This is a genomic window from Streptomyces sp. NPDC025721 (assembly GCF_055558595.1).
This window is the reverse complement of the sequence record NZ_JBVHMF010000009.1, coordinates 25286-45862: the sequence shown is the minus strand read 5'-3', so window position 1 is coordinate 45862 and position 20577 is coordinate 25286. Positions and strand designations below refer to the sequence as shown.

At 72.3% G+C, this 20577-nt stretch carries 12 protein-coding genes and 2 tRNA genes; 9 read left to right on the top strand and 5 right to left on the bottom strand.

Annotation, left to right across the window (positions count from 1 at the left end; genetic code table 11):
• Positions 1 to 15 precede the first annotated feature (15 nt).
• Positions 16 to 1068: a polysaccharide deacetylase family protein gene (locus ACZ4EF_RS15225; RefSeq protein WP_467504798.1), complete on the top strand. Its 1053-nt coding sequence runs from the start codon at positions 16 to 18 to the stop codon at positions 1066 to 1068.
• Between the two features lie 70 nt (positions 1069 to 1138).
• The gene (locus ACZ4EF_RS15220; RefSeq protein WP_355343227.1) at positions 1139 to 1567 is read left to right on the top strand and encodes an OsmC family protein; all 429 of its coding nucleotides are present in this window, start codon (positions 1139 to 1141) and stop codon (positions 1565 to 1567) included.
• 20 nt (positions 1568 to 1587) lie between these two features.
• Here ACZ4EF_RS15220 and ACZ4EF_RS15215 read toward each other — a convergent pair whose 3' ends face one another.
• The gene (locus ACZ4EF_RS15215) at positions 1588 to 2886 is read right to left on the bottom strand and encodes a M6 family metalloprotease domain-containing protein (RefSeq protein WP_401304863.1); all 1299 of its coding nucleotides are present in this window, start codon (positions 2884 to 2886) and stop codon (positions 1588 to 1590) included.
• Between the two features lie 4 nt (positions 2887 to 2890).
• Positions 2891 to 4234, bottom strand: coding sequence for a M6 family metalloprotease domain-containing protein (locus tag ACZ4EF_RS15210; RefSeq protein ID WP_467504796.1), 1344 nt, complete (start codon positions 4232 to 4234; stop codon positions 2891 to 2893).
• 252 nt (positions 4235 to 4486) lie between these two features.
• Between ACZ4EF_RS15210 and ACZ4EF_RS15205 the strand changes: the two genes are divergently transcribed.
• Positions 4487 to 6310, top strand: a complete 1824-nt coding sequence (locus ACZ4EF_RS15205; protein WP_467504794.1) for a putative bifunctional diguanylate cyclase/phosphodiesterase — start codon at positions 4487 to 4489, stop codon at positions 6308 to 6310.
• Between the two features lie 125 nt (positions 6311 to 6435).
• Here the strand turns inward: ACZ4EF_RS15205 and ACZ4EF_RS15200 are convergent, their stop codons facing one another.
• Together ACZ4EF_RS15200 and ACZ4EF_RS15195 are read right to left on the bottom strand one after the other, a co-directional pair.
• Positions 6436 to 8184 (bottom strand): glycosyl hydrolase family 18 protein, encoded by a 1749-nt coding sequence (locus ACZ4EF_RS15200; RefSeq protein WP_355343298.1) that lies wholly within the window; start codon positions 8182 to 8184, stop codon positions 6436 to 6438.
• A 270-nt stretch (positions 8185 to 8454) separates the two neighbouring features.
• Positions 8455 to 9738, bottom strand: coding sequence for an LLM class flavin-dependent oxidoreductase (locus ACZ4EF_RS15195; RefSeq protein ID WP_467346944.1), 1284 nt, complete (start codon positions 9736 to 9738; stop codon positions 8455 to 8457).
• Positions 9739 to 10037: 299 nt separating this feature from the next.
• On the opposite strand from ACZ4EF_RS15195, the gene ACZ4EF_RS15190 reads away from it, so the two are divergent.
• Entirely contained in the window at positions 10038 to 10793 is a 756-nt protein-coding gene (locus ACZ4EF_RS15190) for an IclR family transcriptional regulator (RefSeq protein WP_355343212.1), read from the top strand.
• A 130-nt stretch (positions 10794 to 10923) separates the two neighbouring features.
• Here the strand turns inward: ACZ4EF_RS15190 and ACZ4EF_RS15185 are convergent.
• Positions 10924 to 10997 (bottom strand) — tRNA-Lys (locus tag ACZ4EF_RS15185).
• A 127-nt stretch (positions 10998 to 11124) separates the two neighbouring features.
• On the opposite strand from ACZ4EF_RS15185, the gene ACZ4EF_RS15180 reads away from it, so the two are divergent.
• The 5 genes from ACZ4EF_RS15180 (at position 11125) to ACZ4EF_RS15160 (ending at position 20475) form a co-directional block, all read left to right on the top strand.
• On the top strand, positions 11125 to 14871 hold the full coding sequence (locus ACZ4EF_RS15180) for a S8 family peptidase (protein ID WP_467504792.1): 3747 nt from the start codon (positions 11125 to 11127) through the stop codon (positions 14869 to 14871).
• A gap of 83 nt (positions 14872 to 14954) precedes the next feature.
• A tRNA-Lys gene (locus ACZ4EF_RS15175) sits at positions 14955 to 15028 on the top strand.
• Positions 15029 to 15161: 133 nt separating this feature from the next.
• Positions 15162 to 18308 carry a hydrogen gas-evolving membrane-bound hydrogenase subunit E gene (mbhE, locus tag ACZ4EF_RS15170; RefSeq protein ID WP_467504790.1) on the top strand — a complete coding sequence of 1049 codons (3147 nt, stop codon included), beginning with the start codon at positions 15162 to 15164 and terminating at the stop codon, positions 18306 to 18308.
• A complete protein-coding gene (locus tag ACZ4EF_RS15165; RefSeq protein ID WP_355343203.1) occupies positions 18305 to 18790 on the top strand; it encodes a Na(+)/H(+) antiporter subunit C in 486 nt (161 codons plus the stop codon). The genes mbhE and ACZ4EF_RS15165 overlap by 4 nt, the downstream gene beginning before the upstream one ends.
• On the top strand, positions 18787 to 20475 hold the full coding sequence (locus tag ACZ4EF_RS15160) for a Na+/H+ antiporter subunit D (RefSeq protein ID WP_467504788.1): 1689 nt from the start codon (positions 18787 to 18789) through the stop codon (positions 20473 to 20475). Before ACZ4EF_RS15165 ends, ACZ4EF_RS15160 begins: the two co-directional genes overlap by 4 nt.
• The last annotated feature ends 102 nt before the right edge of the window (positions 20476 to 20577 follow it).

Sequence of the window (20577 nt, the reverse complement as noted above, 5' to 3'; positions counted from 1 at the left end):
TTTACGGTGGTCCGCATGACGTACAAAACCGGACGATCTGGGATGTTGAGCCGCACGGCCGTACGGCGGACCGCCGCCGCGGTGGCCACCGCGGCGCTCGCCGGGACCGCGCTCGCGGCGTGCGGCACACAGCACGGCGGGGCCGCGGCGAGCGGGGCGGACGACGCGCGGGCCTCGTCGCGCGCGCCGTCCTCGACCGCGTCGGGTGAGGCGTCCGGCCCGGCCGCGGGCATCCCGTCCCAGCGGACCTCTCCGCCGGGCGATCCGTCCGGCTCGCAGCCGTCCGGACCGGGTCCCGCGCAGAACGGTCCCGCACCGACAGGTCCGTCGCAGACGGGTCCCGTGCCCACCGATCCGTCCGGGACCGTCCCGTCGCAGACGGTCCCCGGGCAGCCGACCGGGCCCCTGGACCCCTCGGCCGGTCCCGCCGACCCCTCGGGGAGCCCCGCCACCGGCGCCCCGGCCGACGAGTCGATCCAGCACTCCACCGAGGACGGCGGCAGGTCCGTCGCGCTGACCTTCGACGACGGCCCCGACCCGCGCTGGACCCCGCAGGTTCTGGCGCTGCTGGCCGCGCACCACGCGAAGGCGACCTTCTGCGAGATCGGCCCCAACGCCGCCGCCCACCCCGACCTGGTCCGGCAGATCACCACGGCGGGCCACCGGCTGTGCGACCACTCCGTGCACCACAACGAGCGGCAGAGCAGCAGGTCCGCGGCGTACAACACGCACGAGATAGTCGACGCGCAGCGCGAGATAACCAAGGCCGCGGGCGCCGGCGCGAAGCTCTGGTACTACCGGGCGCCCGGCGGCGACTTCACCCCGACGATCCGTCACATCGCCGCCGGCCACGGGCTGCGCCCGCTGGGCTGGACGGTGGACTCCCGCGACTGGGAGCGGCCCGGCACCGCCAAGGTGCTGGCGAACATCGACCGTCAACTGCGCCCCGGCTCCATCGTGCTGATGCACGACGGCGGCGGCGACCGCGCCCAGACGGTGCGGGCGCTGTCGCGGCTGCTGGACAGGCTCGACGCGCAGGGCTGGACATACAGCTTCCCCGCGCGCTGATCGTGGCGCGCGCGAGGTAGCGTTCAGGAGGCGTTCCCGCCATCCGTCGGTACCTCTTGGAGGCTTCACCATGGCAACCACCCGCACCGCGACGACCCAGTGGAAGGGCCCGCTGATGGGCGGCGCCGGGACCGTCTCGCTCGACACCTCGGGCGTCGGCTCGTACGACGTGACGTGGGCCTCCCGCGCGGAGGAGGCGAACGGCAAGACCAGCCCCGAGGAGCTGATCGCCGCGGCCCACTCCTCCTGCTTCTCGATGGCGCTCTCGCACGGTCTGGCGGGCGCGGGCACCCCGCCCGAGTCGGTGCAGACTCAGGCCGACGTGACCTTCCAGCCGGGTGAGGGCATCACCGGCATCGTCTTGACGGTGAAGGCGCGTGTCCCCGGCATCTCCGCCGGTGACTTCGAGGCGGCGGCGCAGGGCGCCAAGGAGAACTGCCCGGTCAGCAAGGCGCTCGCGGGCACGACGATCACGCTCAACGCCGAACTGCTGGACTGAGTACGGTTTCTGACGCCTGATCAGCGGCGGGTGACGTGGATCTTCCACGCGCCCGCCGCTGTCCTTCCCAGCACCTTGAAGGTCAGCCCGGACGCCTTGTCGGTAGAGCCCTCGCCGACGCTGAAGGGCGCGTCGTTCAGGGAGTTGAAGGCGCCGCTGCTGAAGTCGCAGGCGGAGGTGCGGGGATGGGCGTCCACGACGGTCACCGGGCCCTTGCCCGAGTCGACGTCGGTGCGGACCCGGTAGGCGAGCACGCCCGCGCGGCACGCGTCCTTGTCGTTGCCGAGCTGCTGCCTGGCCTCCAGGACGAAGACCCCGGTGCGGCTGTACGGGATCACGACGGCTTTGCGTCCGCCGGGGATCTCGACGGCGCCGAGTTCGTAGGTCGTGTCGGTGCGGCCGGTGACGCAGGCGATCTGGCTGTCGTCGAGCCAGCCGAGCTTCCACTTGTGCCAGGCGAACAGGTCGCCCTGCAGTCCCCAGTCGAGCGACATGCTGTCCCACTGCCCGGCGAGCGTGTCGGTGCGCGGGAAGTCGTCGGCGGCGTAGAGGTCGGGCAGGCCGAGCGCGTGGCCGTTCTCGTGGCTGAGGACGCGCGGGCCCGACTGGTCGTGGCCGTAGATCAGGGAGACCTTGTCGAGGTGGGCGCCGTCGTCGGTGGTCGCGGCGGACGCGCCGGTCCAGGTGACCGAGAGCACCGCCTCGTCGGCGGGCGGGCCCGCGTTGGGGGTGACGAGGATGTTGACCAGGTCGTAGCCGCGGAAGTCGATGGAGTGGTCGGCGACCTTGAGCAGGTCGCGCATCATCTCGGTGTGGGCGTCCCAGCCGTAGCCGCGGCCGATCCCGTACGCGCTGAAGGGCCGCGGCATCCGTATGTAGCGCAGCACCGGCGTGGACTCGTAGTCGAGGCGGCCGTACGAGCTGACGGCGTACCACTTCTTGACGGCGGGGAAGAACTCGCCGTAGCGGTCGGCGGCGCTGTACTGGGCGGGCGCGTCGGGGAAGTCGATCAGCAGGGTCAGGGCGTGCAGGGTGCCGGTGGAGGGGGCGAATTCGGCGTTGGGGCCGCGGCTGGAGCTGTCGGGGAAGCCCTCGGACATGGCGACGCCGGGGACGGCCCGCAGGGCGCAGGGCCGGGCGGCGGGCGGCGGCGAGGCGTTGAGCGCGGCGGTGCGCGGGCCCGCGGAGACGGTGCTGCCGACGGCGAGCAGCCCGAGCGCGAAGAGCGCGGTGCAGCGCAGTCCGGTCCGGGTCAGCCGGCGCGGCCCCGACCCCGTCGTGGCCGGGCGGCGCGGTCCAGACCCCTTGGTGGAGGCCATGGCGTTAGCTCCTGTGGCCGGTGTCGTCGCCGACGGGCGACCCCTCGACGATCTTGACCGTCCAGGTGCCGTCCGAATTGTGGGCGGAGACCGTCACGCGGGTGGAGCCGTCGGGTACGGCGTAGGACTCCCCCACGCCCAGCGGCGCGTCGGCCAGCGGCGGGTAGACGGAGGTGGCCCGGCACGCGGAGGTGTGGGGGTGGCCGTCGATCACCGCGATGGGTCCGTCGCCCGACTCGATGTCGGAGCGCACCTTGTAGAGCAGGACGCCCTGGCGGCAGGCGGCGTGGTCGTTGCCGGTGGCGGTGCGCGCCTCGATGGCGAGGGCGGTGTCGGGCCCGGTGCGTACGACGATCAGCTTGGTGCCGCCGGGGGTCTCGTCGGGGCTGAGGTCCTGGTAGGTGGTGCCCGCGCGGGTGACGCAGCCGACCTGGTCGGAGGTGATCCAGCCGAGCTTCCACTTGTGCCAGGCGAAGGGGTCGGGCGCGAGGCCGAACTGGCTGCCCATCAGGTCCCAGTCGCCGACGTGGGTGTCCCAGTCGGCGTTGCTGCCCGCGGGCGGCCGGTAGTACAGGTCGGGCAGGTCGAAGACGTGGCCGGTCTCGTGGGCGAGCACGTTGCGGTCCGGCGGGTGCCGTTCGAAGACGGTGACGAGCCGGCGCAGCGGGGTGCCGTCGACGGTGATCGGGGTGGAGAGGTTGACGACCTTGGTGGCGTCGGAGTCGACGCCGGGCGCGTCGGGGTCAGCGACGAGGTAGACGACGTCGTAGCCGTGGAAGTCGACCACCGGGTCGGCGGCGGCGATGGCGTCGCGCAGGTAGGCGGTGCGGTCGGCGGCGTTCCAGTCGCGGCTGATCGCGTAGTCGGTGGCCGGGCGCGGCATGCGCAGCCAGCGGGTGACGGGGTGGACGCCGAGGTCGAAGCGGCCGTACGAGGCGCGGTCGAAGAAGCGGGTGGTGGCCGGGAAGTGGTCGGCGGCGACCTGCTGGGTGGTGAGGTCGGGCGCGGTGTCGGGGAAGTCGAGGAAGACCATGAGGGCCTTCATGTGGCCGGTCGGCCGGGTGTAGCCGCTCTCCCAGGTGTCGACGCCCTCGGAGTGGTGGGCGCCGGTGCGCGGCAGGAGGCAGGCGCTGCCGACGGCGGCGGACGCGGCGGGGCCGGTCGTCAGCGTCCAGGCGACCACGGCGCTGAAGACGCTGAGCGCCGCCGCGGCGGAGCGCAGGACACGCCGCCGCGCGCGGGGCGGTACGCCTATCGAGACGCCTGAGGAGCCTGACGAGCTGGCTGACCGCCGCACATGGACCTCCGGGGAGGATTCGTGAACCCGTTCGGGACACCTCCCCCACATTGCTATGGAATGTGACGATATGTCCTGTCCGACTGCTCCAGCCGGGCGGTGTGCGGGAGGCGTACGGGCGTCGCACAGCGGTCACTACGGTGCGTAATGTCCCCGGGGATGCGATCACATGAGCGATCCGTTCGGACACGTTCGGTCGATCCGTCAGCACACGTGCGGAGAATCACCACCAGGGCGCTGGAACACCAACTCCGCCAGCCCATATGATCGCGATCGAGACGAGCGCGAAGCGGGGAGCGGGCCATGGGCGGACCCTCGGGCGGCCCAGGTGTCGAGCCCGAAAGCACAGCACAAGTCATCACGCACAGTCACACCTCTGCCCCACACTCCGGCGGCGGCGGGGAATCGCAGCCGGCCGGACGGACGGCGGGGCAGGGAAGTACGGCCGCGCGGCCGGGCGACGCCGACCTGCGCGACTACCGGGCCGCCTTCGCCATCGCCCAGACCGCGATGGCGCTGCTCGCCCCCGACGGCACGGTCCTGGAGGCCAACGGCGCGCTCGGCGCGCTGCTGGGCGCCTCGCCCGAGCGGATGAGCGCCACGGGCGCCGCCGCGCTCCTCGGCCTGAGCGGCGACCGGCACGCCCGCGCCGCCTTCCACGACGTGCTCACCGGCCGCCGCGAACGGCTGCGCTGCACGCGCGGCATCACCCGCCCGGACGGCAGCACCGTGCACGCCGAGATCACGCTCTCGCGCACCGGCGCGCGCCCGCTGCTGCTGTCCGTCGAGGACGTCGGCGAACGGGACACCCTGCGCGAGGAGCTGCGGCACCTGCGCATGCACGACCCGGTCAGCAGACTGCCCAACCGCGCGCTGTTCTTCGAGCGGCTGTCGGCCGCCGTCGGCGACCACGGCAGCCGGACCGGCCGGATCGGCCTGTGCTATCTGGACCTGGACGGCTTCAAGGCGGTCAACGACACGCTCGGCCACCGCGTCGGCGACGAACTGCTGGCCGCCGTGGGCCGCCGCCTGCTGGCCTGCGCCGAGCCCGGCGGGCACCTGGTGGCGCGGCTCGGCGGCGACGAATTCGCCCTGCTGGTACGGGACTCCACCGGTACGGGGCAGGCGACGGATCTGGCCGAGGCCGTACTGGCCGCGCTCCAGCCGCCGTTCGACGTGGGCGGCCACCGGCTCGCGGTCTCCGCCAGCATCGGCGTGGTCGAACGGGAGGCGGCGGGCACGTCGGCCACCGGTCTGATGCAGGCCGCCGACACCACGCTGTACTGGGCCAAGGCCGACGGCAAGGCGCGCTGGACGCTCTTCGACCCGGAGCGCAACGAGCACCGGATGACCCGTCAGGCCCTGTCCCGTACGCTGCGGCAGGCCGTCGAGCGCGGCGAATTCGTCCTGGACTACCAGCCGTTGGTCGCCCTCGACTCGGGCGAGCTGCGCGGTGTCGAGGCACTGGTGCGCTGGGAGCACCCGCACTTCGGGCGGCTGGCGCCCAACCGCTTCATCGGTCTCGCCGAGGAGGACGGCTCCATCGTCCAGCTCGGCCGCTGGGTGCTCGCCGAGTCCTGCCGCCAGGCCCGCGCCTGGCAACTGGCCCACCCCGAGGCGCCGTTGGTGGTCAGTGTCAACGTGGCCGTACGCCAGGTCTGGGACTCCGACCTGGTCGCCGACGTCGCCGCGATCCTCGCCGACACCGGTCTGCCGCCGCGGCTGCTCCAGTTGGAACTCACCGAGTCCGCCGTGATGGGCTCCGCCGGCCGTCCCCTCCAGGCGCTGCACGCCCTGGACGAGATGGGCGTACGGATCGCCATCGACGACTTCGGCACCGGTTACTCCAACCTCGCCTACACGAGCCGCCTCCCGGTCTCGGCCCTGAAGCTGGACGGCTCCTTCGTGCAGGGCTTCCGCTCCGCGGAACACCCCAACCCGGCGGACGAGACGATCGTCGAGGCGCTGGTCGAACTGGCCCACCGGCTCGGTCTGACGGTGACGGCGGAGTGCGTGGAGAACGCGGAGCAGGCGGAGCGCCTGCGGCGGATCGGCTGCGACACGGGCCAGGGCTGGCACTACTCGCGCCCCGTGGCGGCGGCGGCGATCTCCGCGCTGCTGGACTGAGGCGGCACGCGCCGCGCAGACCGGGGCGGTACGCGCCGCGCGACGGCGGCACGCGGAAGGGGCCCGCGTCCTTGGGGGGAGAAAGGACGCGGGCCCCGGGTCATGCGGTCAGGAGGTGAGCCGCGTCAGCAGGCCCCGAGGTCCTGCCACACGCCCCATTCCCCGGTCGTACCGGGCTCCTCATTGGTGGTCCACCACTTGGCGTTCCACTTGTGGCCCTTCCAGGAGACCTGGTTGCCACCGACGTAGACCGCGGAGGCGGACCAGGACGGCAGGGTGCAGGTGCCGCCCGGCGGGGTGGTCGGAGGCGTGGTGGGCGGGGTCGTCGGCGGCGTCGTGGGGGGCGTCGTCGGCGGGGTGGTGGGAGGCGTGGTCGGCGGGGTGGTCGGCGGCGTGGTGGTCGTGCCGCAGCCGGACGCGGACCCGTTGGTCGCCGTCACGATCTTGTTGAAGAGGGTGGCGGCGGGATCGAGGTCGAGCAGCGAGTACATCATCGAGCCGGCCAGGTTGTGGCAGTGCGCGTAGTCCGCCTTGGCCTGGATCGCCTGGGCGCCGAGGCCGGTCCAGAACTCGGTCCCGTTGTAGAACCAGTTGGCCTGGGTGCTCGGGTCGTAGAACGTCGTGGAGGCGTTGTCCACGAGCCCGGTGAGCTCCTTGTAGTACGCGGTGCCCGCCACCTGGCTGATGCCGCGCGCCGGGGCGGGGCCCGAAGCGGACTGGTACAGGCCGTGGTTGCTGCCCGCGGGTACACCGGTCCAGCCGCGGTAGTACAGCGGGTAGCCCATGGTGATCTTCGTGGACGGGAAGCCGCCCGCGATGCCGTAGGCCGAATTACCGTTGATCCACGCGTTGATGGCGTGATCGGTGCTGTACTTCTCGGTGCCCGGCGGGATCGCCGTGGACGGGTCGGTCGGCGACTGGTACAGCGGGTCCTGGAGGTTGGTCGGACCGGTCGCGTCCCAGGCTCCGTGCATGTCGTACGTCATGATGTTCGCGTAGTCGAGGTACTGCCCGACCTTGTTGGTCTCGATCTGCGCGATCTTGTCCTGGCCGGCCGGGAGCGCGGCGGTCAGCAGCATCTTCTTGTTGCCGTTGGCCGTGCCGTACGCGTTCAGTTCGGTGCGGAACTCCGCGAGCAGCGCGGTGAAGTTGGCCTTGTCGTTGGGGCTGTAGTGGTTGCCCACGTGGCCGTTGGGCGAGCCGGGGTACTCCCAGTCGATGTCGAAGCCGTCGAAGATCCCGGCACCGCTGCCGGGGCCGCCGTAGCCGCCCTGCACGGGCAGATTGCCCTTGATGAACATGTCGATGCAGGAGCTGACGAACTTCTTCCGGCTGGCGTCCGTGGCCGCCACGTCGGAGAAGTACTTGGAGTAGGTCCAGCCGCCGATCGAGGCGACGATCTTCAGGTTGGGGTGCTTCGCCTTCAGCTTCTTGAGCTGGTTGAAGTTGCCGACGATCGGCTGGTTCCAGGTGTCGGCGACACCGTCCACGCTGATGTCCGCGCCGAACGACTTCTGGTAGTCGGCGAAGGAGTCCCCCGCGCCGTCACCGGCGTTGGGGTTGGACTCGTTCGTGGAGTCCGACGCCTTGGTGGCCTCGAAACAGGTCAGGTTCGAGGGGTCGATGTTCTCGAACGAGTAGTTGAGGATGTCGAGTTTGCCCGCCACCCCCGACGTGTCGAGGTTCTTCGGGTAGTAGGCGTTGCCGTACACGCTCCACTGGTCGTAATAGGCGATCTTCACGCCGCCGCTGCTCGCGGCGGCGGCCGCGGGCTTGGCGGCGGCGGTGGTGTCCGCCTGGGCTGTGCCCACTCCGGCGACGAGCGCGGTGAGCGCTCCGGCGGTGAGGGCGGCGGTCGTGACGGCTGCCACGATCGCTCTCTTCCTGGACTGCACGAGTACCTCCGGGGGGAGAGGGAGGAACAACAGGGGGCTGGTGAATGGATAACCCCTCGTCAAGTGCACGTCAATGGTCTGAACCAGACTTGGACTAGACCAATCCTGCGGAAGGCGACCGGCCGGTAGCGTTCCGCGACAACGGCAAAGCCGCTCGTCAACCGGGTGACAAGCGGCTTTAACGCTGACTTAAGGCTGGTCAGGGGCCGTCGCGCGACGTTGGACCACGCACCGGCCGGAAATGAGTCTTTAACCGGCGGCGACCTCGGAGGAGACACCCGACGGGGCCTCGGCGGAGGCCGTCGCGATGTCCTTCGGGAAGCCGTACGCGTCCGCGATGAGGTCGTAGGAACGCAGCCGGACCGACGGCGTGTGCGCGTTGGCGGTGATCACCAACTCGTCGGCGCCGGTGCGGTCCACGAGCTGGTCGAGTCCGGTACGCACCGTGTCCGGGTCGCCGTGGATGATGTTCACCAGCCACGAGTCCACGAAGTCCCGTTCCGCCGGGCTGAATTCGTATGCCTCGGCCTCCTGGGGCGTCGGCACCAGGCCGGGGCGTCCGGTACGCAGCCGCAGCATGCTCAGCGCGCCGGAGAGCACCTGGCGGCGCGCCTCGGCCGGGTCGTCGGCGGCCAGCGCGGCGACGCCGATCGAGGCGTAGGGGCGGTCCAGGATCTCCGAGGGCCGGAAGGACTCGCGGTAAAGGGCCAGCGCGGGAACGGTGTTGGCGGCCGAGAAGTGGTGCGCGAAGGAGAACGGCAGGCCGAGCGTGCCCGCCAGTCGCGCGCTGAAGCCGGAGGAGCCCAGCAGCCACACGCTCGGGCGGCCCGCCGACTGGACGCCGCCGGGCGCCGTGCCCTGCACCGGGCCGGGAATGGCGTGAATGCGCGCGTAGCGGTGCCCGTCGGGGAAGTCGTCGTCCAGGAACCGGGTCAACTCCGCGAGCTGCTGCGGGAATTCGTCCGCGCCCTCGTGCAGCCGGTCGGTGCGGCGCAGCGCGGCGGCCGTCGCGCCGTCGGTGCCGGGCGCGCGGCCGAGACCGAGGTCGATCCGGCCGGGGGCCAGCGCCTCCAGGGTGCCGAACTGCTCGGCGATCACCAGCGGCGCGTGGTTGGGCAGCATCACCCCGCCGGAGCCGAGCCGCAGCGTGCGGGTGTGGGCGGCGAGGTGGGCGAGGATCACCGCGGGCGAGGAGCTGGCGACGCCCGGCATCGAGTGGTGCTCGGCCACCCACATCCGGTGGTAGCCGCGGGTCTCCGCGGTCCTGGCGATCTCGACGCTGGTGCGCAGCGCGTCGGTGGCGGTGAAGCCGCTGCCGACGGTGGCCAGATCCAGTACGGACAGCGGTACGGGGGCGGTGCCGCGGACCGGGCCGCGGATGCCCCGGCCGCGGAGCGTACCGGTGTCGCCGTCCCGGCCGTCCGTACGGGACCGGCCGTCCGTAACGGACCGCCCGTCCGTCCGTTCGCCCTGCTGTTCGCCCTGTCGTTCGTCACCCACGGCGGGCGCCTCCTCGATCGTCTCCGTGCCCATGTCTGCCCCACCCCTGCCCGACCGACAACCGGAGCCCGCGTCCGGTTATTCCCGGGCGCGGATTGTACGGTTCCCCCGCCGTTTCCTTTTCGGGTAATGACGTCGGCATATGCCAGGGTGGCCCCTTCCTGCATATACGCTTGAAGAGCCCCGGATAACCGGCCAACCGCCTCTACCTGAAACGGGATTGGGGCTATCGTGGAGACCGGCCCAGCCGCCGGGTCCGGTCGTCTCGGATACCCGTCCGTGACCGGCGGCGACAGCCAGGACGCAAACGGTCATACCTGCAGGGGGCTACCGTGGCGCTTGAACACCGACAGATCGAGCCGGTGTACGCGGTCCAGTACGCGCTGCGCGTGCTCGAATCCGTCGACACCCATCGGCACGGCGTCACCGCCGAACAGTTGGCCCGCGAAATCGGTGTGCCGCTGGACTATCTCTCCCATCTGCTGGCAATGCTGCGCCGCGAGCGTTATCTCGGATTTCTGCCCGGCGGCGGATATGTCATCGGCGAGTCCATGGTGCTCCTCGGCGCCGCCAACCGCGACCACGCCCTCGCGGAGAAGCTCCAGACGGTCCTGGCCGAACTGCGCGACGAAGTGGGCGCGGCCGTCTACTTCAGCCGGTACGACGACGGCGAGGTGCACGTCATCGACTTCGCCGACGGCCCCAACGCGCCGAAGGTCAACGAGTGGGTGGACTTCCGCTCCTCCGCCCACGCCAGCGCGGTCGGCAAGTGCCTGCTCTCGCAGCTCGACCACGACGGCCGGATGGAACACCTCTCGCGGCACCGCCCGGCCCGGCTGACCTCGCGCACCGTCGTGGACGACCGCGTCCTGCTGACCAAGCTCGAACGCCAGCCGACCTCGGTGCCCACGCTCGACCTCCAGGAATACGCGGTCGGCACCGTCTGCGCCGCGATCCCGGTCACCATCGGCAAGACGGTCGCCTGCCTCGCGCTGTCGATGCCGTACGCCCAGGCCCACCGCCTCAAGCCCGCCGTGGACACCCTCCACACCCGCGCGGCCCCGGTCCTGCTCTCCTTCAGCATCTGATCCGCCACGGCACAGGCTCGGCACGACGAAAGCCCGGCACGGCGAAGACCCGGCACGGCGAGCGTTCGGTACGACAAAGGTTCGGTACGACAAAGGCCCCCCGCGTGTACGGAGGGCCTTCGTGGGCATGTGCGCCGCCAGGGACTCGAACCCCGGACCCGCTGATTAAGAGTCAGCTGCTCTAACCAACTGAGCTAGCGGCGCCTGCTGACGTGGGAGATCGTACCCGATGGTCGGGGCCGGGCTCAAAGCGGCGGCGGATTGCCGCCAGGCGGAATCGCGCCACCGCCGATCCGTGCGGTGGCGGGCGTACGGCCGGTAGATCATGTGCATGACTTCGACTCGACGCCGGATCACCGTACCGGCGGGCACCACCGTGCTCGCCCTCGGTACCGCACTCCTGCTGCCCACGGGCCCCGCCGCCGCGGCGACCCCCGCGGCGGCCCCGCGGTCCGCGCCCTCGTCAGCCAACTCCACCCCCTCCGCCACCTCGACCACCGTCACCCTGCTCACCGGCGATGTCGTGCACATCGCCGACGGCCCCGGCAAGCAGGACACCGTCACCGTCGACCGCGCGCCCGGAGCGCGGGGGATCGTACGGATCCAGCAGTACGGCGGTGACACGTACGTCATTCCCGACGAGGCGGAGCCGCTGCTGGCCGCGGGAAAGCTGGACCGGCGGCTGTTCGACGTGTCCGCCCTGACCGCGATGGGCTACGACGACGCGCACAGCGCCGGACTGCCGCTGATCGCCACCTGGACCGACGCCGCCCGCACGGCACGGTCGCAGCCCGCGGCTCCGGCCGGCGCGAGCACCGTACGGACGCTGCCGAGCATCGGCGGCGCGGCCCTGAAGGCCGACAAGAAGCGGTCCCGCGCCTTCTGGACCGGCCTGGCGGGCCCGGCGGGCGACGCCCGTTCGCTCAACGGCGCCACCGGCATCGACAAGCTGTGGCTCGACGGCCGGGTGACGGCCGACCTCAAGGACTCGGTGCCGCAGATCAACGCGCCGCAGGCGTGGGCCGAGGGCTACGACGGCGCGGGCGAGAAGGTCGCCGTCCTGGACACCGGCGTGGACGACACCCACCCCGACCTGAAGGACCGGATCGCCACCGAGCAGAGCTTCGTGCCCGGCCAGGCCGTCACCGACGGCAACGGCCACGGCACGCACGTCGCCTCCACCATCGCGGGCAGTGGCGCGGCCTCCGACGGCAGTTACAAGGGCGTCGCGCCGGGCGCGAAGCTGCTGGTCGGCAAGGTGCTCTCGAACGAGGGCGAGGGCCAGGACTCCTGGATCATCGCGGGCATGGAGTGGGCCAAGGCCCAGGGCGCCGACGTGGTGAGCATGAGCCTCGGCTCCCCGATACCCGACGACGGCACCGACCCGATGGCCCAGGCCGTCAACTCCCTGTCGGCGAACGGCGGTCCGCTGTACGTGATCGCCGCGGGCAACTCCTACGGCGCGGGCACCATCGGCGCCCCCGGCTCGGCGCGCGACGCGCTGACCGTGGCCGCCGTCGACAAGTCCGACCAGCGCGCCGACTTCTCCAGCATGGGCCCGCTGAGCGGCGGTTACGGACTCAAGCCGGACCTGTCGGCGCCCGGCGTCGACATCACCGCGGCGATGCCCGGCGGCGGCTACCAGACAATGTCCGGTACGTCGATGGCCACCCCGCACGTGGCGGGCGCCGCCGCGATCCTCAAGCAGCGGCACCCCGACTGGACCGCGGCGCGGCTCAAGGACGCGCTGATGAGCACGTCCAAGGTGCTCGCCGACTACACGCCGTTCGAGCAGGGCACCGGCCGGGTCGACGTACTGGCCGCGGTCGACTCCCCGGTCCAGGCCACCGGTTCGGTCGACACGGCCGTCTACTCCTGGCCGCACGACGGCGCGGCGCCGGCCACCCGCGTGATCACGTACCGCAACAGCGGCAAGGCCCCGGTCACGCTGGATCTGGCGACGGACACCAAGGACCCGGCGTACACGCTGTCGGCGCCGTCCGTCACCGTCGCCGCGGGCGGCAGCGCGGACGTCACGCTGACGCTCGACCCGGCCGGGGTGCCGTCGGCGACCACCTTCTCCGGCCAGGTGCTGGCGACCGACGCGGCGACCGGACACGTCGTCGCGCACACCGGCTTCGCGCTGGAGAAGGAACAGGAGCTGTACGACTACACGGTCAAGCTGCGCGGCCGGGACGGAAAGCCCGCCGCGGGCACCGTCGTGCTGGCGCAGGAGGGCAACCCCAACCCGTCGCCGGTCGCGGTCGACGGCGAGCGCACGCTGCGGCTGGCGCCCGGCACGTACATGGCGTACGCGGAGATCGACGTGGCAGGCGACGCGCCGGACTCGCTGGGCCTGGCCGTGCTGATCAACCCGGAGACGGTGCTCAGCAAGGACACCACCGTCACGCTCGACGCGAGCAAGGCGCGCAAGGTCAGCGCGGCCGTGCCGGGTCAGCGGACCCAGACGCGGCAGCTCCACGTGGACATCGCCCGCACCTTCGCCGACGGCGAGGTCGTCCGTGACGCGGCGGTCCTGCCGCTGACGTACGACACGCTGTACGCGTCGCCGACGGCCAAGGTCGGCAACGGCACCTTCGACTTCCTGACCCGCTGGCGGCTCGGCGAGCGGCAGGTCGCCGTCACCGGGCGCGGGCAGGACCTGGACACCACCCCGCAGCCCGGCGCCACCGTCACCGACGGCAAGGGCACGCTCCGCGCGGTCTACGCCGGGCAGGGCGGCGCGGCCGGCTACCGGGGTCTGGACGCCAGGGGCAAGGTCGTGGTGGTCGAGCGCTCCGACGCCGTCACGCCGGTCCAGCGGGCCGCGGCGGCGACCGCCGCGGGCGCGAAGCTGCTGATCGTCGTCAACGACGGCCGCGGCAGGCTGCTGGAGTCCTACGCCGACCCCGACAACGGCTACCAGGACACGCCGCTGACCGTGGTCTCCGTCCAGCAGGGCGCGGGGGCGAAGCTCGTCGCCGACGCCAAGGGCGGCAAGCTCTCGCTGAGCGTCGAACAGCGCGAGTACACCCGGGTCGTCTACGACCTGCTCGACCAGCACGACGGCACCATCCCTGACCGCTCCCTGGCCTACACCCCCGACCCCAGGCGCGACCTGGCCAAGGTCACCGCCACCTACAACGGCGACCGCGCCCGCGCGGGCGCCGGCTTCCGCTACGACATCCCCGCCTGGGGCTTCGGCATCGGTTTCGCCGAGCAGGAGTCCTACCCGGGCACCCGTACCGAGTACGTCTCGCCCGAGCACGGCGCCGGATTCTGGTACGAGGACCACTCCGTCTACGACGCGGACTACAGCAACCAGCTCCTGGAGGAGCGCGGCGGCAACGACTCGTTCACACCGGGCCGTTCGTACGCGGTCTCCTGGTTCGGCGGGATCTTCCGGCCGCGCCTCGGCTCCGCCTTCTGGGGGCCGAACCGCTCGTCGTACAACGACATCCAGTTCAACATCACGCCGTGGACGGACGGCGGCGCGGGCCACTCGGGCGACATGCCCGCCGACGAGTACGACGGCCGCACCACCTACGCCGCCTACCAGGGCGACACCCTCGTCGCCCAGGGAGTCGGCCGGGCGGGCGGCATCTGGGACCAGCCCGCGAAGAAGCTGCCCTACCGGCTGGTGCTCGACTCGGCGCGGGACGCCAAGGAGTGGCGGACCTCGATCCGTACGCACACCGAGTGGAACTTCGTCTCGGGGCCGCTGCCCGAGGGCGTCGGCCAGGACGACGTCAAGCTGCTCCAGCTCGACTACGACGTGCCCACCGACACCGCGGGCGATGTGCCCGGCGGCCGGCTGATCCCGGTCGGTCTGGGGTCCACCACGCAGGAGTGGCTGGACGGCGCGACGAAGGCGGCCTCGGCGAAGCTGTCGGTCTCCTACGACGACGGCAGGACCTGGCTGCCGACGCTGCTGATCAAGGACCGCAAGGGCCACTGGACGACGCTGATCCGGACTCCGCGCGACCCCGGCGGCTCCGTGTCGCTGAAGGCGAGCGCGTCCGACGGCGCGGGCGGCTCGGTGAGCCAGGAGATCATCAGGGCCTTCGGCCTGAGGTGACCGGCTGACCCACCGGGCGGAGGGGATGGTCGGAGGGGGTGGTCGAGACCACCCCCTCCGACCACGTATGATGGTCCCCGCAAGCGCCGCTAGCTCAGTTGGTTAGAGCAGCTGACTCTTAATCAGCGGGTCCGGGGTTCGAGTCCCTGGCGGCGCACTTGCCCAGAAGGCCCTCCGCGCGAGCGGGGGGCCTTCTCCGTGTGCCCGCCGGTGTGCTCCGCACGGGTGGTCCTGGGCGGCGGCGGGCGCGGCAGGCGTACGGGGCGGGGCGGGCGGAGGAAGGTCGGCCCGTGCTGGGGCTGATCGTGGGTCATTTCGTGCTGGCGGGTTTCGCGGGGGTGTTCACGCGGTGGTGGGGCCGCCGGGCCTTCCTCGTGCTCGCCGCCGCGCCCGCCGCGACCGCCGTCTGGGCGGCCCTCCAGTGGAACGCGGTCGCGGACGGCCGGGTCCGGGAACAGACCTGGCACTGGGCGCCCGCCCTCGACCTGGAGATCGCCCTGCGCCTCGACGCGCTGAGCCTGCTGCTCGCCGTCCTCGCGGGCGGCGTCGGCGCCCTCGTCCTGGTCTACTGCGCCGGGTACTTCCGCGACGACGAGCCGGGACTCGGCGGCTTCGCGGGCACCCTGACCGCCTTCGCGGGCGCCATGCTCGGCCTCGTCCTGGCCGACGACCTGATGCTCCTGTACGTCTTCTGGGAGCTGACCACCGTCCTGTCCTTCCTGCTGATCGGCCACACCGCCGAGAAGAAGGCCAACCGGCGCTCCGCCCTCCAGGCCCTGGTGGTCACCACCGCGGGCGGCCTCGCCATGCTCGTCGGGCTGCTGATGCTCGGCCACCTCGCGGGCACCTACCGGCTGTCCGCGCTGATCGCCCACCCGCCCGCCACCGGTCCCGCCGTACGCGTCGCCCTCGTCCTGGTCCTCGCGGGCGCCCTGTCCAAGTCCGCCGTGTGGCCCTTCAGCCTGTGGCTGCCCGGCGCGATGGCCGCGCCCACCCCCGTCAGCGCCTACCTGCACGCGGCGGCCATGGTGAAGGCCGGTGTCTATCTCGTCGCCCGCCTCTCCCCCGCCTTCGCCCCCGTCGGCCCCTGGCGCGCCCTCACCGTCGGCCTCGGCCTGGCCACCATGCTCCTCGGCGGATGGCGCGCCCTGCGCGAATTCGACCTCAAACGGATCCTCGCCTACGGCACCGTCAGCCAACTCGGCTTCCTCACCGCCCTGGTCGGCACCGGCTCCCACAACGCCGCTCTCGCCGGAGTCACCCTCCTGTTCGCCCACGCCCTCTTCAAGGCCGCCCTCTTCCTCGTCGTCGGCGCCGTCGACCAGACCACCGGCACCCGCGACATCCGCCGCCTGTCGGGCCTGGCCCGCACCTCCCCCCTCCTGTGCGCCGCCGCCACCCTCGCCGCCGCCTCCATGACCGGCCTCCCCCCCTTCCTCGGCTTCCCCGCCAAAGAAGCCGCCTTCGACGCCCTGACCCCCCTCCCCCTCTCCCTGTCCGTCCTCGGCTCCGCCCTGACCGTCGCATACACCCTGCGCTTCCTGTGGGGCGCCTTCGGACCGAGCGAGGCGGTCCGCGAGGCACCGTCAAGCGGGAGCGAGCCCCCTGCCGCCCCTCCCCCCGCAGCCGCCGACGCACCGGAGCCCCTTGCCGCCCCTCCCCCCGCAGCCGCCGACGTACCGGAGGGGACGGGCCGGGGTGCCCCCGCAGATTTGCGTGCCGACAGGGCGGCGACGGATGCGCGGGAGCAGGCAGCACGCAGCTCGAGGAGGTACCCCGGCCCGGGACCGACCCGCGCACACACGGCAGGCGCCCACACGGCCAGCCCACGCACGGCCAGCGCACACACACCCCGCGCACACACGGCAAGCGCACACCTGAAGGGCTGGGAAAAGGCGGTGCCCGTAGGAACGCTGGCACTCGCCGGGACGGTCCTCGGCCCCTACGTCACCCGCCTCGAACCGCTGCTCGGGCAGTACGCCCACTCCGTACCGGAAGCGGACGGCGCCACGCCGTACCACCTGGCGCTGTGGCACGGCTGGGGCACCCCACTGGCCCTGTCCCTGGTCGCCTGGGCCCTGGGCGCAGCCCTCTTCGCGGCGAACACCCCCCTGATCCGGCTCGCCCGGAAAACGGCCCTCCCCACCGCCGAAGCGGCCTTCGCCCGCATGATCCGCGGCACCGAATGGTTCGCCCTCCAGCTCACCGGCACGGTGCAACGCGGCTCCCTCGCGGTCTACTTGACCACCGCCCTCCTCGTGTTCACCGGCACCGAGTCGTACGCCCTGGTCCACGACGCCCCCTGGCACACTCCCGGCGGCGGCCCCCGCCTGGCGGACGACGCGGCGCAGGCCGCCGTGGCGGTCGCGGTGATGGCGGCGGCGGTGCTGTGCGTGACGGCCCGGCTGCGGATGAAGGCGGTGGTGCTGGCGGGCACCACGGGCTACGGCACGGCGGTGCTGTTCGTGCTCCAGGGCGCCCCCGACCTGGCCCTGACGCAGTTCACCGTGGAGACGGCCAGCATCGTGGTGTTCGTGCTGGTGCTGCGCCGCCTCCCGGCGCGCTTCCCGCGCACCGCCCCGCGCCGCCGCGCGGCGAACTACGCGGTGGGCGCCGCCGCGGGCGCCCTCGTCGCGGGCCTGACGTATCTGACAGCGGCGGCCCGCCGGGCGAGCGACGCCCGCGCCGCGCTGATCGAGGCGACCGAGCACGACGGCGTGAAGAACGTGGTGGCGACGATCCTGGTGGATCTGCGCGCCTGGGACACGATGGGCGAGTCCGCGGTGCTGGCGGTCGCCGCGGTCGGCGTGACGAGCCTGCTGTTCCTGCGCCGCCGCGCGGGCTCGCTGCCACGGGCAGCGGACGGCGAGGAACCGGGCACCGTATGGCGGGCGGGGCCGCGCGAGGCGCCGGGCCCGGCGTCACTCGCCCCCGAGCGGACCTGGCTGTCCGCGAGCGGCACCCTCGCGCAGGAGCGCCGCTCGGTGGTCTTCGAGGTGGTGGCCCGGCTGACCTTCCACCCGATCCTGGTGCTCTCCCTCTACCTGCTGTTCAGCGCGGAGAATCTGCCCGGCGGCGGCTTCACGGCCGGGCTCGTGGCGGGCCTGGCGCTGGTGGTGCGCTATCTGGCGGGCGGGCGGTACGAGTTGGCCGCCGCGGCCCCGGTGGACGCCGGTTTCCTGCTCGGCGCGGGCCTGGTCGTGTCGGTCGGTACGGGCCTGGGCGGGCTGGTGTTCGGGCGCGCGGTGCTCGACGCGGGCACGTACCACGCGCGGCTGCCGCTGTTCGGCTCGGTCCATCTGGCCAGCCCGGTGCTCTTCGACTTCGGGGTGTACCTGCTGGTGCTCGGCGTCGTCCTGGACGTGCTGCGCGGCCTGGGCGCCGAGATCGACCTCCAGATCGAACGGGACGGCCGCGGGGAGAGGGAGGTCACGTGAAGGCGACGATCGCGCTCATCGCGGTGGGCGGTGTGCTGTTCGGCTGCGGCACCGCGCTGCTGATGTCCAGACCGCTGACCCGGATCCTGCTGGGCGCGGTGCTGCTCGGCAACGGGGCGAATCTGCTGGTGCTCGCCACGTCGGGCAAGGCGGGGAAGCCGCCGCTGCTGTATCCGGGCACCGACCCGAAGGACGTCACCGACCCGCTGCCGCAGGCGATGGCGCTCACCGCGATCGTCATCACGCTGGCGCTGACGGCGTTCCTGCTGGCGATGGCGTACCGGAGCTGGCAGTTGTCGGGGAACGACGACGTGCAGGACGACGTCGAGGACATCCGGATCGCGCTGCGCGCAGAACACGAGGGCACGCGGGCGGAGTTGCGGGCCGTGCTGCGGGCGGACCGGGTGCGGCAGGCCCGCGCGGAGGAGACCGAGGACCTCGACGACGAGGTCTGGGACCACGTACTGGGGGCCGACCGGTGACCGCGTCCGACCTGCTGCCGCTGCCGGTGGCGCTGCCGCTGCTCGCGGCCGGGGTGAAGCTGGCGATCGGCCAACGGCTGCCGCGTACGCAGCGGTTCATCAGCGCGGGCGTGCTGTGCGCGGTGCTCGGCGCGTCGCTCGCCCTGCTGGTGGCCGCCGACCGGGACGGGCCGCAGGTCATGCACACCGGCACCTGGCCCGCGTCGGTCGGCATCACGCTGGTCGCCGACCGGCTGTCCGGGCTGATGCTGGTGGTGTCGGCCGCGGTCACGCTGTGCGTGCTGATCTACTCGATCGGCCAGGGCATGGCCGACCAGGACGCGGCGACACCGCTGTCCGTCTTCCACCCGGCGTATCTGATCCTGGTCGCCGGGGTCTGCGACACCTTCCTCGCGGGCGACCTGTTCAACCTCTATGTCGGCTTCGAGATCATGCTGACCAGCAGCTATGTGCTGTTGACGCTCGGCGGTACGGCGGCCCGCATGCGGGCGGGCGCCACGTACGTGGTGGTGTCGCTGCTGTCGTCGGTGCTGTTCCTCGTCGCGATCGGGATGGTCTACGCGGCGGCCGGGACGGTGAATCTGGCGCTGCTCGCCGGGCGGCTGGCCGAACTGCCCTCCGGCGTACGGCTGCTGCTGCAACTGGCGCTGCTGACCGTCTTCGGCATCAAGGCCGCCGTCTTCCCGCTGGCGGCGTGGCTGCCGGACTCGTACCCGACCGCGCCCGCGCCGGTCACCGCCGTCTTCGCCGGTCTGCTCACCAAGGTCGGCGTCTACTCGATACTGCGGACCCAGACGCTGCTGTTCCCCGGCGGGCGGCTCGCCGACCCGCTGATGCTGGTCGCCCTGCTGTCGATGGTGATCGGCATCCTGGGCGCGGTCGCCCAGACCGACCTCAAGCGGCTGCTGTCCTTCACGCTGGTCAGCCACATCGGGTACATGGTCTTCGGTATCGCGCTCGCCTCACGCGGCGGCATCGCGGGCTCCGTCTTCTACGTGGCCCACCACATCACCGTGCAGACCACGCTCTTCCTCGTCGCGGGGCTGATCGAACGGCGCGGCGGCACGACGGATCTGCTGCGGCTGGGCGGTCTGGCCCGGATCTCGCCGCTGCTCGCCGTCGTCTTCTTCGTCCCCGCCATGAACCTCGCCGGTATTCCGCCGCTGTCCGGTTTCCTCGGCAAACTCGGCCTGCTGCGCGCCGGCATCGCCAACGGGGGCGGCTGGGCGTACGTCCTGGTCGCGGGCGGCATCGTCACCAGCCTGCTGACGCTGTACGCGTTGGCGAAGGTCTGGAACCTGGCCTTTTGGCGTGCCGCCCCGCCCGATCTGTGCGAGGACGGCACCGTCCTGGAATCCGACGAGGACTCCGCCGACGCGGAGGAGGGCGGCTCGGGGCCGGCACCCGCGCCAGCGTCGCCGCCGTCGCCCCCGTCGCCCGGGGAGGACTCCGGGGCGACCGCCGTGCCCCTGCCCGCCGGGGCCGCCCACGCCGCGTCCCTCAGCGGGCGGCCCATCACCACCACGGCGGCCCTCCCCGCGCCGATGCTTCTCGCCACCTGCGCCATGGTCGCGCTCGGTCTGTCGTTCACCGTCCTGGCCGGGCCCCTCACCGGCCTCGCCGATCGCTCCGCGAGCGAGCTGCTGTCCCGAACCCCGTACGTCTCGGCGGTCCTCCGCCACTGACGGTCCCCACCGGCCGGTGGTCCGGAGACAACCGGACTGCCCCGCCGGGGCCGGTGGTGACCTGCGGGCACGCGGTAGTTGAGCGCGCGGTTCCCCATGCCC

What these genes read in the sequence shown, in the direction of transcription:
- ACZ4EF_RS15225 (WP_467504798.1), top strand. Translation starts at nt 16, where the DNA reads ATGACGTACAAAACCGGACGATCTGGGATGTTGAGCCGCACGGCCGTA.
- ACZ4EF_RS15220 (WP_355343227.1), top strand. Translation starts at nt 1,139, where the DNA reads ATGGCAACCACCCGCACCGCGACGACCCAGTGGAAGGGCCCGCTGATG.
- ACZ4EF_RS15215 (WP_401304863.1), bottom strand. Translation starts at nt 2,886, where the DNA reads ATGGCCTCCACCAAGGGGTCTGGACCGCGCCGCCCGGCCACGACGGGG.
- ACZ4EF_RS15210 (WP_467504796.1), bottom strand. Translation starts at nt 4,234, where the DNA reads ATGTGGGGGAGGTGTCCCGAACGGGTTCACGAATCCTCCCCGGAGGTC.
- ACZ4EF_RS15205 (WP_467504794.1), top strand. Translation starts at nt 4,487, where the DNA reads ATGGGCGGACCCTCGGGCGGCCCAGGTGTCGAGCCCGAAAGCACAGCA.
- ACZ4EF_RS15195 (WP_467346944.1), bottom strand. Translation starts at nt 9,738, where the DNA reads ATGGGCACGGAGACGATCGAGGAGGCGCCCGCCGTGGGTGACGAACGA.
- ACZ4EF_RS15180 (WP_467504792.1), top strand. Translation starts at nt 11,125, where the DNA reads ATGACTTCGACTCGACGCCGGATCACCGTACCGGCGGGCACCACCGTG.